Source organism: Ruminococcus sp. YRD2003 (genome assembly GCA_900109435.1).
Lineage (GTDB): Bacteria > Bacillota > Clostridia > Oscillospirales > Ruminococcaceae > Ruminococcus > Ruminococcus flavefaciens_G.
In genome coordinates this window covers 169,033-185,129 of record FNZT01000009.1, presented here as the reverse complement: position 1 = coordinate 185,129, position 16,097 = coordinate 169,033, and the positions used below count along the sequence as shown (strand labels likewise).

Below are 16,097 nucleotides of genomic sequence, written 5' to 3'. Positions count from 1 at the left end.
AGGGTAAGACCTGAGCTTTTTTTGTCCACTCGCAGTGACCTTGTTGTGCAGAACGAATAGTTTACTTATATTACTTTGTAGTAAAATATTCAAGATTTACACCATTTCTTAAAAAAATGGGTTGCCTTTTGTCCGTACATTATGTTATAGTTATGGTGGTATGTTATAGACACGCCGCTCCGACGTGTTTGTGAAAAAGGAAATAATTGTCCGCTCACGGGCAGGAAAGAAGGTAATCAGAATGAAACACAAATTGACAAGGGCTGTGACAGCGGCAGCGGCAGCTCTGGTCCTCGGCGCAGGCACATTCCCCGCACTGCCGAACAGTATGGCTGCGGTACGGACAGAAACTGCGGTCAGGAGCATCGGAAAGTCAGACTCGCAGGCTTATCTCCGCGGGGGTGCTGCGATCAGCAAGGACAGCGAGCTCGGCTCGGACGTCCTTTCGCTGAAGGGAGGCTCATTCGGAGCGGGCTGGCTGGAGCTCCCCGAACTCTTCAAGAGCGGCTGCGACAACGGCTTCACCTTCTCGATGAAGTACAAGCTGAACTCCGATGCCGCGAACTACTCGCGTCTGTTCCAGTTCGCGACTGTACCCTTCGGTACGGGAAATGCGCCCTCGTACTCGTCGCCCGATATTTCCGTCGACGTCAAGGATAAGACCGCTTTCCGCGCGAGCGTATTCGCAGGCACAGGCGATTCCACGCTGAACGACGATAAGCACCGTGCGATATTCGACCTAAGCGCCAAACCCGACAGCGGCAAGTGGCACGAGCTCATGCTTGTATGTACACCCGAGGCTGCGACCTACTATATTGACGGCGACAAGGTCGGCTACGAGGCTGACACTATCACCGATACGATGAACAGCCTCTTCTCCGAAAAGATACTCGACAAGTACATCTACAATTCGATAGGTCACTCGCTCTACTCCGACAACGACATCAGTATGTCGGTAGACGACGTACAGTTCTACGATTCGGCTGTCGGACCGAACTCCGATACTCTCCCGCTCTACTCATACAGCTTCGACGGCGATACCGTCACAAAAGTGGAGACAGAGATAACCGAGGAGGAGGGCAAGTCCCGCACAGGCGCGACCGTTACGAGCATACCCGCAATGACGACCACCTCCCCCACGGGCAGGCTCGTCACCAAGATTTGGTATGACAATAACGGAAGCTATTACTACTCCGTAAGCAAGGAGAGCGGTGAGACGGTCATCTCGCCCTCGAAAATGGGTATCGTCCTCAGCAATGAGGACCTGTCGAGCGGCTTTGGCAAGACAGCTCCCGATGCAACGATAACTCCGCACGATGAGATATACACAATGCCCTACGGCAAGCACACCACTATCCGCGACCGCTATAATGAGCTCTCGTTCCCGCTTGTGAAGGGCAATTCGATACTCACCGTCTACCTCCGCACATACGATGACGGTATCGGTCTGAGGTATGCGCTTAACAAGGGCGGCTCCATAAAGGAGGAAGCGACTGAGGTCATCTTCCCCGGAGGCTCTAAGTTCTGGGGCAACTGGCCTAACGCCACATATGAGTGGGATATGGTCGAGCTTCCCAAAGACAGAGCGAATGAGACCAACGCGACATATTCGCTCCCGTATACGGGCGTACTCGCCAACGACAGCACTTGGGTAACAGTTTCCGAGGCGAGCGTATTCAACGAACCCGACCCGTACTGTGCAGGCGCAGTGCAGTTCCTCGGCAACTACCACAGCCTCCGCTTCAAGGGCGGCGTCAAGGTCAGCGGCATATCAATGAGCAAAGCGTTCCATACGCCGTGGAGAGCCGTTGTCATCGGTGACACTCTCGATGAGATGTCCTCGAGCGACCTTATCCTCAACCTCAATCCGCCCTCGGAGATAGAGGACACAAGCTGGATACGCCCAGGCAAGACCGCATGGTCATGGTGGAGCAGCGGCGGTGACTCGCCCGTTATGTACCATACTCAGAAGGACTACATCGACTTCGCAGCCGATAACGGCTGGGACTTCGTCTGCCTCGACTTCGGCTGGGCTCTCTGGGACGACAGTGAAGCAAAGGTCAAGGAGCTTTGCGAATACGCAGCTGAGAGAGGGATCGGCATATACCTCTGGTACGGCGTAAACAACAAGGGCCACAGCGGCTACAAGGACAGCAAGGGCAATCCTGCCTATCCGTACTACTCGCTGCTTGACGAGGCGACTATTGTCCGCGAGTTCGAGCGTATCCGCGGTCTCGGAGTACAGGGCGTCAAGGTCGACTACTACGAGAGCGACACTCAGGAAACAATGAAGCAGATGTATCTCTGTGCGACAATAGCAGCAAAAAATCACCTCATGGTGCTCTTCCACGGCTGTACCATCCCCCGCGGTGAGAGCCGTACATTCCCGAATATAGTCTCCTTCGAGGCTGTCAACGGCACTGAGTACTACAAGTGGTTCGAGTCCCCCGCGCTCGCAAACCGAGTATCCTATACATTCACGAGAAACGTAGTCGGCTCAGCTGACTTCACTCCCACGGGCATCCCGATATACGGGATAAAGGCAACAGCAGGCTTCGCACTTGCGGACGTTGTCACCATTGAATCGGGCATTCAGCACTTCGCCCACTCCGTATACACCTACGAGGGCAACCCCGCACTTCCGCTGCTCAATGACGTGCCCGTAGCATGGGACGACATGAAGGTGCTCGACGGCTATCCAATGCAGTTCAACGTGACCGCAAGAAGAAGCGGCGACGAATGGTTCATCGGAGCTTCAACGCTCTCTGCACGCACTGTTAATATTAAGCTCTCGGAGCTCGTTGGCGACGGCGAGTACACCGCCTACATCTTCGGCGATAACGCCAACGGCAGTGCTCTCGAGATAAAGAAGCTCGAAGGGCTAACCTCCAAGGACACTATCACGCAGAAGCTCCTCGCAAACGGCGGCTGCGTAATAAAGCTTACTCAGCATGAGATGAATCTCACAACGCCTTACTCGAACTACAAGTTCTACGAGGCAGAGAGCGCTCAGATGGGCGGCGGAGCTAAGCTCACAACAGGCAAGGACGCAAAGTACAGCTCGGGCAGCGCATATGTCGGCTATGTAGGCGGCAGCGGCGGCGGCAGCGTGACCTTCACAAACATCAGAGCTGACAAGGACGGCGAGTACCCGCTGCGTATCTACTACATCTCAGGCGAGAGAAGAAGCCTGAAGGTGGACGTCAACGGACAGTTCGCAGTCAAGCTGAATGACCTGTTCGCAAATCAGGGTGACTGGTCGGGCATACGCGCGATAACTACCACAGTCAAACTCAAGGCGGGCGACAACACCATAAAGCTCTACAACAACGAAGGCAACGCTCCCTCGGTCGACCGTATTGCGCTTGCGATACCGCTCGGCAAGCCCGAGGGCGACGTAAATCTCGACGGCAAAGTGTCTGCGGCAGACCTCGTATGCATGGAGAGATACCTGCTCAAGGCTGAGAAGTTCTCCAAGCAGCAGTTCGAGGCAGCCGACCTCGACAAGGACGGCAGAGTCGATACCTTCGACCTGATACGTCTCAGAAAGATACTCACGGCTTAAACGTGAATAAAAGGGAATTTTTACTTTCAGAAGGGGTATAAACGAAGATGAAAATTACAAAGAAAATGCTCTCGGTGTGCCTGTCTGCGTGCATGGTACTGCCGCTCGCCTCGGGGATTCCCGGGGTGAGCACGGTGCCCGCAGCAGCAAATGCCGCTGAGTACGGATATGACGACGACATGGTCATGCGCTACACTACCATGGCGGGCAATGTCAACACCAACAATGCATGGAACAATGACGAGTCGTTCTACAAGGCTCTACCCGTCGGCAACGGACGCATCGGCGGAATGGTCTACGGAAACTATCCCGACGAACTCATCGACCTCAACGAGTGTACAGTATGGAGCTCGGGGCCGAGCAACAACAACAAAGATGGAGCTGCCTCCTATCTCAAGCAGGCTCAGGACCTGCTGAAAAGCGGAAAATACAAGGAGGCTAACGACCTCATCAGCAGCAAGATGATTGGCGGCGGCGAGGCGAAGTACCAGATGGTCGGCGGCTTGAAACTCAGCTTCGGACACAAGAACGTCACTGACTATCAGCGCGTACTCGATATGAACGACGCCGTTGCGCGAACGGAGTACACCTGCAACGGCGTAAAATACCTGCGCGAGACCTTCGTCAGCCACCCCGACCAAGTTATGGTGACACGCATAACCGCCGACAAGTCGGGCTCGGTATCGCTGAGCCTCGGCTATGAGAACGTGCTTAACGGCGGAGCTTCCGTAGAAGGTGGCGATACGCTCGTTGCCAACGGTCACGGCAGCGACGACAACTGGGTAAAGGGTGCGGTCTATTTCTCCTCGCGCACCAAGGTCATCCCCGAGAGCGGCAAAGTCAGCGCGGGCAACGGCTCGCTTAACGTATCGGGCGCTGATTCGGTAATGATACTCACGACCGTGCGCACAAACTTTGTCGACTACAAGACCTGCAACGGAGACGAAAAGGGCGACGCAAAGGCTGATATGGCAGCGGCTGAGAAGAAAACCTACGACCAGCTCTACGCCGCTCACAAGGCTGACTATCAGGAGCTTTTCAAGCGCGTGGACGTCGACCTCGGCGGAGACAGCGCGGCTGCCAACTCCAAGACCATACCGACACGTATCAGCGAATTCGGCAGGAGCGACGACCCCAAAATGGTAAAGGTCCTCTATCAGTACGGACGCTACCTCATGATAAGCGCGTCACGCGACGCTCAGCCTATGAACCTGCAGGGCATATGGAACAAATACTCCTCGCCCGCGTGGGGCAGCAAGGCTACCACAAACATCAACTACGAGATGAACTACTGGCCTGCGATGACGACAAACCTCGAAGAGTGCTTCATGCCATTCGTGGATAAGGCGATATCTATGCAGGAGAACGGCAACCAGACCGCACGTGTTCACTACGGCATATCCGACGGCTGGGTGCTCCACCACAACACCGACCTCTGGAACAGGACAGCTCCGATAGACGGTGCGTGGGGACAGTGGCCCGTCGGCGGAGCGTGGGTATCGAATATGCTCTACGACGCATACCGCTTCAATCAGAACGACAGCTACCTCGAAAAGGTATACCCCACGATAAAGGGCAGTGCGCAATTCCTCAACCGGCTCATGCAGACTGTCAAGATAGACGGGCAGGAATACTCGGTAATCAACCCGAGTACCTCTCCCGAGCTGAATCTCCCGCCCTACAGCGGCCAGAACGAGGCATTCTGCGACTACGGCGTAACGATGGACAACGGCATCACCCGCGAGCTGTTCAAGGGCGTGACCGAAGCCTCCGAGATACTCGGCAGAGACGAGAATCTCCGCGATGACCTCAACGCCAAGCTTACACTGATACGCCCCGAGATGATAGGCAAATGGGGACAGATAGAGGAGTGGGCTCACGACTGGGACAACCCCAAGGAGACCCACAGGCATATCTCGCATATGTACGCGCTCTTCCCGGGATATGAGATAACTCCCACCGACAACCCGACCACTGCAAAGGGCGCGGCAACTTCACTCAACGGACGCGGCGACAGCGGTACGGGCTGGTCTGAGGGCTGGAAGCTCAACTGCTGGGCACGCCTCGAGGACGGCGAGCACGCCTACAAACTCGTGAAGCTCCTCTGCTCGCCTGTCGGAAGCAACGGACGCCTCTACGACAACCTGTGGGACGCTCATCCGCCCTTCCAGATAGACGGCAACTTCGGCTTTACATCGGGCGTTACAGAGATGCTCCTACAGAGCCACAACGACGTGATATCGCTCCTCCCCGCACTTCCTCAGAAGTGGAACACAGGTCACGCGAACGGTCTCCGCGCGCGCGGCAACTTCACGATAAAAGAGATGAGCTGGTCTGACGGCTCGCTCGACAAGGCAGTTATCCTCTCGGGCTCGGGCGGCGTCTGCACAGTCAGATACGCAGGAGCTACTGTCAGCTTCGACACCGAGGCTGGTCAGGAGTATACCCTCGACGGCTCACTGATGATAGAGGGGGCGGACGAGATGCAGAATCTTGCGCTCGGCAAGAAGGTAACGTCTTCAGGAAATGAAAGCGGCGAGGAAGCAGCTCTCGCTGTGGACGGCAAGGACGGCACAAAATGGTGTCATATGGACGGTCTCAGCGGAGAGTGGATACAGGTCGACCTCGGCGAAGAAGTTGACATCAGCCGCTACGTTATCAAGTTCGCGGGCGTGAAGGAAGATATCAAGTACAACGCACGCGATTTCAAACTCGAGGGCAGCACCGACGGCACAAGCTGGTCCGAGATAGACACTGTCTGCGGCAACACAAAGACTGTCGCGGGTTCAAGCCTGAAAGATGTCTCCGCAAGATACGTAAAACTCACGCTGCTGACCTCTACGCAGAGCAACGACGGCGGAGCGAGAGTATACGAGCTGGAGCTCTACGGCGGAAGCAGTACGCCTCCCGTACCTGTTTCGGCTTACGATAAGACCGCAGCTTGCAGCTACCGTTCCAAACACGGAACAGTCCGCAAAGACCACGACGACACCGACCTCGGCTACATCACCGACGGCTCATACGTTGTCTACAGGAACATGGATTTCGAGAGCGGCGCACAGGGCTTCAAGGTGAGCGCTGCGAGCGAATCCGCAGGCGGAACGATAGAGATACGAGTGGGCGGAGTTGACGGCACGCTGCTCGGAACGTGTGATATCACGGGAACTGATGGCTGGACGGAGTTCAAGGAATTCGAGTGCAAGACCAAACAGGTCAAGGGCGTAAACGACGTTTACCTTGTATTCACGGGCACTGAGGACTTCCTCTTCAACGTGGCGGATTTCAGCTTCTACGGTATCAAGGGCGATATTGACGGTGACAGAGTTGTCGACACCTTCGACCTTATACTCGGACGTCAGGCACTGACAGGCAAGAAAGAACTCACAGGGCTTGCGAAGTCAAACGCTGACATTGACCCCGACGAAAAAATTGCAATAAACGACATGGTGCTCTTGCAGAAGTACCTGCTCGGCAGCAGCAAAAAGCTGTAAAAAGCAAAGGCGTGATAGAAATCTATCACGCCTTTTTTTGTCACCGTCTCGCTAAGGAAAGAACTTCTTAATCTTTTTTCTTTTCGTCGGATTTTGGCAGCTTGCCGCCGTTTTCGGATCTGAGCTTCACCATTTTATATATGAATATCATCAGCGCTATAGCGATGACAACTCCCGCAAACATAACAACAGCCACGATCACCGCGATAGCTATCCACACACCTGACGAGCCTTTCTCGGAGTCATCGTCAGCCTTGGAAGCCTTTGCCTTTGCGGTTGTGACCGTCCTGCCGCTCTTTTCGGTCTTGGAAGTCGTGACCTTGGCGGCGGACTCATCCTTGGCGGTGTCGTTGACAATTCCCGCAGAGCATCCCGTCTCGCCTACCACTATACCGCCGTTCTCCTCCGCGAGGAAACCCGTTACCCACGCGAGCGAGGCGTTCCAGTTGATAGTACACTCATTCACGCACCACGCCTCGATGTGGTCGAGGTAGCACTTCTGCGGAGCTATCTGCCCCTTTTTCCAGCCGCTGCCCTGTACCCACGGGTCCTGCATACCCGAATTGGGACCGCCTGCCATTACTCCGCAGGGAGCCTTCGGGAAAGCATCGTCGATGAGTTTGGACCAGTAGCGGTGGTGGGGGTACTCGGTGGTGTGTGAACCGTAGCCCGTAACGTATGAGTAATCCATAGGGTTGCGTCCGAGTATGTAGTCCATACCGCCGATGACGCCGTCCATATACTTGTCATCGTCCGTGAGCAGATAAGCAAACGCCATAACTATGGAATTATCGGTAACAAAGGAGTTGCTTCCCCATACGTAGCCCTCGTCTGAGTCATTATACGCGAGCTTGCTCGCACCGTATGGCAGGCCGTAGCCCTGCTCATTCTCGAGGTCTATGTAGTAGTCGGCGGCACTCGTGACCGCGTCCGTGATTATCTCAGCGTCGCCTTTATCGAATGACTTAGTATTGAGTGCGGCACTGAGTGTTCCGCAGGCTGCTGTGTTGCCCCAGTCCATACTGCCGATAGTATCAACGCTTTCGCCGCCTCCGAGGGAGGTAGGCACATCGAGGAAGAACTTGCTCTCCTGTATATCGTCGTAATAGTCCTCATTGCCTGTTGTGATGAAGAGCTCCGTCGCAGCCCAATAGAATTCGTCGGTGACATCGTCGTCTCCATATGCGCCGCCGCCGACCGACTCATCGAGCGGAGCATACATCGAAGGGTGCTTCTTTGCCGCCTCATAGCACTTCTCTGCCGCGTCGAGACACTTCTGCGAGAAGCTGTCGTCAATGCCCTTCCAGAGGCGAGCCGACTGTGCCGCACACGCCGCAAAATTGAGGGTCGCCGCCGTCGTCGGAGGCTTTACGATACGCTTCATATCGTCGTCTGCGGGAGCTATGCCCAGTGCAGTCCACTTCTCGTCGTGAGCCTTGTGGTAGACCATATCCTTGTACTCGCCGCTGTCGACTATCATGCTGAACATCCAGTCCATCTCCCAGCGCGCCTCGTCGAGGAGGTCGGGGTAGCTGTTGGTGTTCTCGGGGATATTCATGGTGCCGTCGGCGTACTTGTCCTCAAAGCCGTACTTCACAGCCGTCTCGTACTGATTCTGCATCATCCACAGCGAGAAGCCGCCGTTTACGACGTATTTGCCGTGGTCGCCCGCGTCGTACCAGCCTCCTGTCACGTCGATACTGCCGCTCGAACCGCTGTAGCCCCATGTGTGCTCTATCTCAGCCATATCCTTGGGGTGACCCGCCTTGCGCGCGAGAGCGTTCGCGTCTCCCGATGTGATGAGAGAAGCCTCGATATCTATTCCGCTTCTGTTCTGATAGAAGTAGTTGAGCGAGTCATAGAGCATACTCGAATATACCGAGCTCCCGCCTATTGCGAATTCACGGCTGACATTGCCGTCCGAGGTCTCGATGTGATAAGTTCCCTCGTCGTCGAGATCGCTGAAATCGAGGATATACACATTGTCGTCAGAGTCCTTGTCATAGCCGAATTTCTGAGCCTTGCCCGAATAAACGGATTCGCCGTTCTCGTCTATGACGTCGAAGGTGAAATTGCTTTTGGTGTCCTCACTGACAAAGGTGGCACGCTTCGCTCTTCCAACGAAATAGCCGACCTGATTCGTGAGTACGAAATGCCTCTGCTCCTCTTCGGGATGAACATAGTCGTTCTCGTCGCTGCTGAGGTCGATGAGCGACATATTATCAAAGGTGATGACAGTTCCCGCGGGGAAGCACCCGCCGGGGGTGTACTGTCCGTCGCCGCCGAGGTGGAACGCCCACTCCGCGACCTCCATAGACTGCGAGGGAGTGAATGTGACCTCGACCTTCTTCGTCTCGTTGGCGTTTATCTGTATCGGGTCCCACGTATTGTTGAAGTCGCCGTCGCCCGTGGACATATTATGCCATATCTCCACGTCGCCGTCGAGGTTGCCTATCTTGGTGTAAAATTTTCCGCTGTTTGACGCCGTTATCTCGTAGCTGACCTTATACTGATGCCCAGAGACTATCTTGAGTCCGCGGTGGCGGAACTGGCAGTCCCACCTGTCCTCGCCGCCCTGCGAAGCTCCGCCGGGATTGACTATCGTTATCTTGTAGACTCCGTTGTCTATCTCAAAGTCCATCTCTCCGGGAGCCGACTCGCAGATATGCCACGGCAGACCAACTCCCTCGTCGAAGTCGGTCTGACCGAGCTGCTGCCCCGCAAAAGCGGAATACGGCGACAGTATCGCGGGAGCAGTGCTTCCCACCGCGATAACACCTGTCATAAATGCGGAAACTGCTTTGCCTATAAGCTGTTTTCTCATTGGTGAATGCCTCCTAAACATAATAATACATTATATACTTTAATCCTTTTGGAGGCAAAAGTAAACACTGCTGCGCGAAAGTTTACATTTTCTAAATATTAAACGGCGGGAACGTGAAAAATCAGCCGTAACAGCTCCGATTTTTGTGCAATATCACGCCATATCTCCACTGTCGGAATACTTGTACGTGCTCCTGAATATAATGCTGTAAAGCATTTTTTCAAGGAGGTCAATATATGGAATTCAGACTGAACAGAGAAGCTGTGCCCGCCGAGGAGATCATCTACAGCGGCGTACAGGAACAGGGAGTCGAGCTCGACTATATACTCCCCGACTACTACCCTGACATCGTAAGGCTCGTGCGGTGCGACGTGATACCCGTGGTATCGGACTGGTCGGTGAGCGGCGACCGCCTGACATATGAGCTCAGGTGCGAGATACGCCTGCTCTACTGCGGCGAGGACGGCTCGGAGCTCAGATGCGTAACGCAGAAACAGGACTACTCCAAGACTGTGGAGCTCGGAAGGAGCACCGATTCACCCGAGGTCACGCTTGCAGCTAAATCAGACCACATCAACTTCCGCGCCGTGAACAAGCGCCGTCTTGACGTCAGAGGTGCAGTTTCCGTACGCATCAGTGTACGCGGCGAGCGCTCGCAGGAGGTCGTCAGCGACGCCTTCGGCATGAATATCCAGCTGAAAAAAGCACCTGTGCGCTTCGCAGCTAACAGGCTCAGCGCCGAAAAGACCGTACAGCTCTCGGAGGAGGTAGCGCTCAGCGCAGCTCAGCCGCCCGTGATAGACATAGTGTACCGTACCTGCTCCGCGGGCGAGTGCGAGATGAAGACAGTATCGGGCAAGCTCCTCGCAAAGGGCGAGATAAAGGCTGATATTCTCTATTCGTGCAGCAGCGGAGGAAGCTCCTCGCTCGAGCCGATGAGCTTCACTATCCCCTACAGTCAGATACTCGACATGGAGGGGCTCGACGACACATATGAGTGCATCGTCCGTGCGGAGATCATAAGCTGCGAGCTGACGCCGACCGCCGACAAGGACGGCGAGAACCGACTGCTCAAATGTGAGCCCGAGCTGCGCATAACCTGCCGCGCTGTCAAGACTTCCGACATTATGGCGGCTGTGGATGCGTATTCGACTGTCTACCCATGCGAGGTCGAATACTCAGAGATACAGGCTCAGCAGATGCCGTCAGTCTATGCGGAGAGCTTCCGCCACTCGGCTGTGCTCGCAGAGGGAGACGCCGTCCCCGCTGAGATATACGCGCTGTGGTGTACTCCCAAGAACATCAACACCCGCGTAGGTGAAGACGGTCGCTCCGTCATGATCACGGGGATGCTGACCTATTCTATGGCGGCTAAGGACAACTCGGGACAGATGATAATGCCCGACAGGGATGAAGCCTTCGAGGAGCAGATAGATATCGGCGACGACCTCACGGGCGCTGAGGTCTCCGCGGAGCTCTCGGGAGCAAATGTCTCCTACAACATCTCGCCCGAGGGTGTACTCACCGCAAAGGCTGATATCCCGCTGAAGATAAGCGCGGGCAGCTCAGCTGCCATACGCGCCGTGACCGCTGTCACAGTCGATGACTCCGTGAAGAAGCAGCGCGACGGGGACTACGCGATAAAGCTTTATTTTGGCGTCGAGAACGAAGATGTCTGGGACATCGCCAAGCGTTACAGCACCGACGCATCCGCGATAATGGAGGAGAACGAGCTCACGGGCGAAAAGCTTGAAAACGGCAGGATGCTGCTTATCCCGATAAAAGAATAATCTGCAAAGGAGCATAATATGGCTAAAGATATCTATTCGAGCATCGCCGAGCGTACAGGCGGCGATATCTACATCGGAGTTGTCGGTCCCGTGCGGACAGGCAAGTCGACCTTTATCAAGCGCTTTATGGAGTCGCTCGTCATCCCGAACATCAAAAGCGAATTCGTCCGCGAACGCGCACTCGACGAGCTCCCGCAGTCTGCCGCGGGCAAGACCATCATGACGACCGAGCCCAAGTTCATACCCGAGGAAGCGGTCGAGGTCAGCCTCGGGGACGGTGCAACATTCAACGTCCGTCTCATCGACTGCGTGGGCTACATAGTCCCGAGCGCCGTCGGCTACATAGAGAACGAGCAGCCGCGCATGGTCATGACCTCGTGGTTCGACGAGGAGATACCGTTCAATATGGCGGCGGAGATAGGAACGCAGAAGGTCATCACCGACCACTCCACGATCGGGCTCGTCGTCACCACGGACGGCTCGATCTCGGATATCCCGCGCAGTGAGTACGAAGAGTGCGAGGAACGCGTTATCCGCGAGCTGAAGGCTATCGGCAAGCCGTTCATCGTCGTGCTGAACACCACCTCCCCGACCTCTCCCGAGGCGAAGGCTCTCGCCGCGGAGCTCTCCGACCGCTATGACGCGAAGGTGATACCCGTGAACTGCCTCAGTCTCGACGAGCAGGACATCCGCGGCATGATACGCGAGATGCTCTACTCCTTCCCCGTAAAAGAGATAAATATCCGCACAGCACGCTGGATAAACTCCCTCGAGAAGGGGCACTGGCTGAAAAGCGAGATCCTCGACTGCATTCGCGAGGCTGCAAAAGACGTGCGGCTCGTGCGGGAGGCGGTCGCCTCTGTTCAGGCAATGGCGGAGTGTCCGCATATAGTCAGTGCCGCCGCAACTGCTATCGACCTCGGCAAAGGCTCGGTCACTATCACCGCCGAACTCGACAGCAGTCTCTTCTACAAGATCCTCGGCGAGGCGACGGGCATCGAACTCGAAAGCGAGAGTGACCTCATGCCCCTTCTCATGGAGCTCAACTCCATTCGCCGCAAGTATGAGCGCATAGCTCCCGCGCTGGAGGAGGTCGAAGCAACGGGCTACGGCATCGTTATGCCCGAGCTGGAGGAGCTCTCGCTGGAGGAGCCTAAGATAATCAAGCAGGGCGGAAAATACGGAGTTAAGCTGAAAGCGTCCGCGCCGTCGATACACCTGATGAAGGCGAATATCAATACCACCGTCTCGCCTATCGTCGGCACGGAGAAGCAGTCGGAGGAGCTTGTGATGTATCTGCTCGACGGCTTCGACGACGACCCGAAGAAGATATGGGAGAGCAACATTTTCGGAAAGTCGCTGCATGAGCTCGTCAACGAGGGACTCCACAACAAGCTCTACAAAATGCCCGTTGACGCGCGAATGAAGCTGCAAGAGACACTCGAGCGAGTGATAAACGACGGCTGCTCGGGGCTGATATGCTTTATATTGTAAATGCTCAGGTAATGTGCGGGACGTCGTGGACGCCGTCCCCTACACTGCGTTGATTCAACATTTCGTAGGGGCTGGCGTCCTCGACAGCCCTTTATATGCAGACTTTTTTAAGGAAACACGTACGGGCGCACGGAATACGCCCCTACAATATGCAAAAAAGGAGTACCTCTCGGTACTCCTTTTTTTATCCATCGTATTCGCACACCACAGCGCAGACGGTGATATTGTCCGTTCCGCCGCGGAGCAGCGCTTCCTTGACAAGCATATCGAGCCGCTTCGGCAGGCTTTTCGGAAGCTCCATGACCTCCTGTATATCGTAGGCGGAGAGGTAATCCGAGAGCCCGTCGCTGCACAGCAGGAGCACATCTCCGTACTCCATGCCGCCCTCTATCTCTTCGACGTCTATTTTAGGGTCGTTTTTGACATTGCCGAACGCGGGGAAGATGATGTTCCTGTGAACGTGAGTGCGGCGCTCCTCCTGAGTGATAGAGCCCTCCTCATAGAGCAGCTGCACGAGCGACTGGTCGCGCGAGAGCTGGCGGACTTTCCCTGCACGAAAGCGGTAAAGCCGCGAATCTCCGACATTGAAAGCGACAACGTGCCTGTCATCCGCGACGGCAACTCCGCAAAGTGTGGTCTGCATATTGCGGCTGTCGGGGTCATCCTCGCTGTATTCGGCGAGGCTGCGGTGTATCTCCATCAGCCCAGCCCTGAGCTCGCCCTTGCGGTAGTCTGTGATGTCGCGCACCATTTCAAGGCACATCTTCGACGCGAGCTCGCCCGCGTTCTCACCCGATACGCCGTCGGAAACTGCGGCAATAAACGGTGCGGACAGCCTGTGCTCGAGCCTGCCGTCCGTGAGGACGTTTCTGCCGACGAGCATAGCGTCCTCGTTATGAGGCATGATGCCTTTTTCAGTTATACCGCAGCAGTAAAACATACGTGACCTCGTTTTCTTGTAGCCATTAGCTTTTAGCCGTTAGCCATTAGCTAATGGTATCGCCTTACGGCGATATTATTTAAAATTTCGTCCGCGAAGCGGACACAATGAGCTAACGGCTAAAGGCTAACGGCTAAAGGCTCATATAGAATAAAATCGTATCGCATTTTCGCAGGTTATATCAAGGAGCTCCTGTACTTCGAGCCCCTTTATCGCGGCGGCAGCCTGTGCCGTGTACGCGATGAGCGAGCTGTCGCAGCGCCTTCCCCTGAACGGCTCGGGAGCCATATATGGGCAGTCCGTCTCAAGCAGCAGCCTGTCGAGCGGCACCTCTGCAAGAGCCTTGCAGGGCTTCTTCGCGTTTTTGAATGTGAGGACTCCCGTGAAACCGACGTACATCCCGAGCTTCACTATCTCCTTAGCAATCTCCGCCGAATAGGAGAAGCAGTGTACGACTCCGGCGGGACGGTGCTTTTTCAGCAGTTCGAGCGTATCCTCGGCAGCATCGCGGCTGTGGACGATTATCGGCAGCCCAAGCTTCTTCGCGAGGACTATCTGCTCCTCAAACAGGACTATCTGCTTATCGCGGTCATAGCCCTCGTAGTGGTAGTCGAGCCCTATCTCCCCTATCGCGCGCACCTTCGGATTGGACTTGACAGTGTCCGTGACGATATCAAGGTAATCTGCGGGGGTCGTATCAACGCTCTCGGGGTGGACTCCCGAGGCAGCGTAGATGTAGTCGTACCGCTCGGCGAGAGCGGAATTCTCGGCGGTATCCTCAACGCTTGATGAAGCGAGCATCACATAGCTCACGCCCTTTTCGGGGAGCTCCGAAAGCAGCATCTCTCTGTCCTCATCGAAAGCATGGTCAGCATAGTGGGCGTGAGTATCAAAAATGTTGTTCATTTACTTATTCTCGTACTGTGTATAGTATTTGTCCTTGAAATCGTTGATGAAGCCCTGAGCGGGGATGTAATCGGAGTCAGCCTCGTCACCGTCAAGAACGAGCGGAGTAGCTATAGAGCTGCCGCTTCCTCTTTCGAGCATGGTCTTTATCGCTACCTTGTACTTCTTGTAGTCAACGGCAGTGATGTCAGTCTCAGTCATGTTCACAAGGCTGTTGAAGCTGTTGTCGAAGCTGTCTGACACGCGCACGAGGTCAGACTGGTTTACCATTCTCGAAACGAGGGCGCTTGCCGTATATGAACGCTCATATTCGCCTCCGCGGAAGAGTGCGTAGGTAGTGAGCTTGTCTATCTGCTCGGAGTTGAGATACTGCTCGGAGCCGTCGCCGTTGAAGCCCGCAATGTCCTCGGAGATAGGATAGGTAACGCCGCCGAGGATATCGCATATCTTGATATATGCCTCAGAATCGAGCTTCATATATCTGTCGACCGTGATGCCGAACACCTTCTCAGTAAAGCTGACCGCTTCAGCCGCACCGCCCTGCTCGTAGCAGGACTTGATGCCCTTCTGCTCGCCGTCTATCAGTGAGATAGTATTTGCGGGTATGCACACGAAAACGAGCTTCTTATCCTTAGGGATAGAGCGCATGAGCACAAATGTTGACGAACACTTCTGGTCGGGCTCGTCAAGTATAAAGAGGATAGTGTGGTTGTCCTCGTAGGTGGTGGTAGCGACCTGCTTCGGAGGCGGCTCGGAGAGCTCCTTCTCTCCGCCGAGTACACCCAGATGATGCAGGAAGAAGAAGGTTCCTCCGCCTATTACCAGAATACCCACGAATATCGTTATAAGGTAGGGTAATGCGATACTTCCGACTTTCTTATTCTTTGCCATGACAGATGTTTCTCCTTTCGATGTGACCCAAGTCAACAAAACGTATAAGTATTGTCTTTGATTATTCACTGTAAAGTGAATGAAAGTCATAACACAAATTTCGACAGTAATGTCAAACGGCGTAATATCTACACCAACAGATTTTTCAACTTTTCAACAATTTGTGAGTACGGAGCACGTGTTTAAACAGCAGATT

The 16,097-nt window shown here is 54.9% G+C and carries 8 protein-coding genes; 4 read left to right on the top strand and 4 right to left on the bottom strand.

Features of this window, described 5'->3' with window-relative positions; genetic code table 11:
• Positions 1-241 precede the first annotated feature (241 nt).
• A complete protein-coding gene (locus tag BMX22_RS08925) occupies positions 242-3,565 on the top strand; it encodes a glycoside hydrolase family 97 catalytic domain-containing protein (RefSeq protein ID WP_074742125.1) in 3,324 nt (1,107 codons plus the stop codon).
• Between the two features lie 47 nt (positions 3,566-3,612).
• The gene (locus tag BMX22_RS08920; protein WP_074742124.1) at positions 3,613-7,056 is read left to right on the top strand and encodes a glycosyl hydrolase family 95 catalytic domain-containing protein; all 3,444 of its coding nucleotides are present in this window, start codon (positions 3,613-3,615) and stop codon (positions 7,054-7,056) included.
• A 67-nt stretch (positions 7,057-7,123) separates the two neighbouring features.
• On the opposite strand, the gene BMX22_RS08915 is transcribed toward BMX22_RS08920, so the two are convergent.
• Complete coding sequence (locus BMX22_RS08915) at positions 7,124-9,880, bottom strand: glycoside hydrolase family 9 protein (protein ID WP_074742123.1); 2,757 nt, start codon at positions 9,878-9,880, stop codon at positions 7,124-7,126.
• A 236-nt stretch (positions 9,881-10,116) separates the two neighbouring features.
• On the opposite strand from BMX22_RS08915, the gene BMX22_RS08910 reads away from it, so the two are divergent.
• The gene (locus BMX22_RS08910) at positions 10,117-11,670 is read left to right on the top strand and encodes a DUF3794 and LysM peptidoglycan-binding domain-containing protein (protein WP_074742122.1); all 1,554 of its coding nucleotides are present in this window, start codon (positions 10,117-10,119) and stop codon (positions 11,668-11,670) included.
• Between the two features lie 18 nt (positions 11,671-11,688).
• The gene (gene spoIVA, locus BMX22_RS08905) at positions 11,689-13,164 is read left to right on the top strand and encodes a stage IV sporulation protein A (RefSeq protein WP_074742121.1); all 1,476 of its coding nucleotides are present in this window, start codon (positions 11,689-11,691) and stop codon (positions 13,162-13,164) included.
• A gap of 184 nt (positions 13,165-13,348) precedes the next feature.
• Here spoIVA and BMX22_RS08900 read toward each other — a convergent pair whose 3' ends face one another.
• The 3 genes from BMX22_RS08900 to BMX22_RS08890 all read right to left on the bottom strand — a co-directional run bounded on the left by BMX22_RS08900 (position 13,349) and on the right by BMX22_RS08890 (position 15,901).
• A complete protein-coding gene (locus BMX22_RS08900; protein ID WP_074742120.1) occupies positions 13,349-14,104 on the bottom strand; it encodes a PP2C family protein-serine/threonine phosphatase in 756 nt (251 codons plus the stop codon).
• Between the two features lie 141 nt (positions 14,105-14,245).
• Positions 14,246-15,010, bottom strand: coding sequence for a TatD family hydrolase (locus BMX22_RS08895; protein ID WP_074742119.1), 765 nt, complete (start codon positions 15,008-15,010; stop codon positions 14,246-14,248).
• Positions 15,011-15,901, bottom strand: a complete 891-nt coding sequence (locus BMX22_RS08890; protein ID WP_074742118.1) for an LCP family protein — start codon at positions 15,899-15,901, stop codon at positions 15,011-15,013.
• Positions 15,902-16,097: the final 196 nt, after the last annotated feature.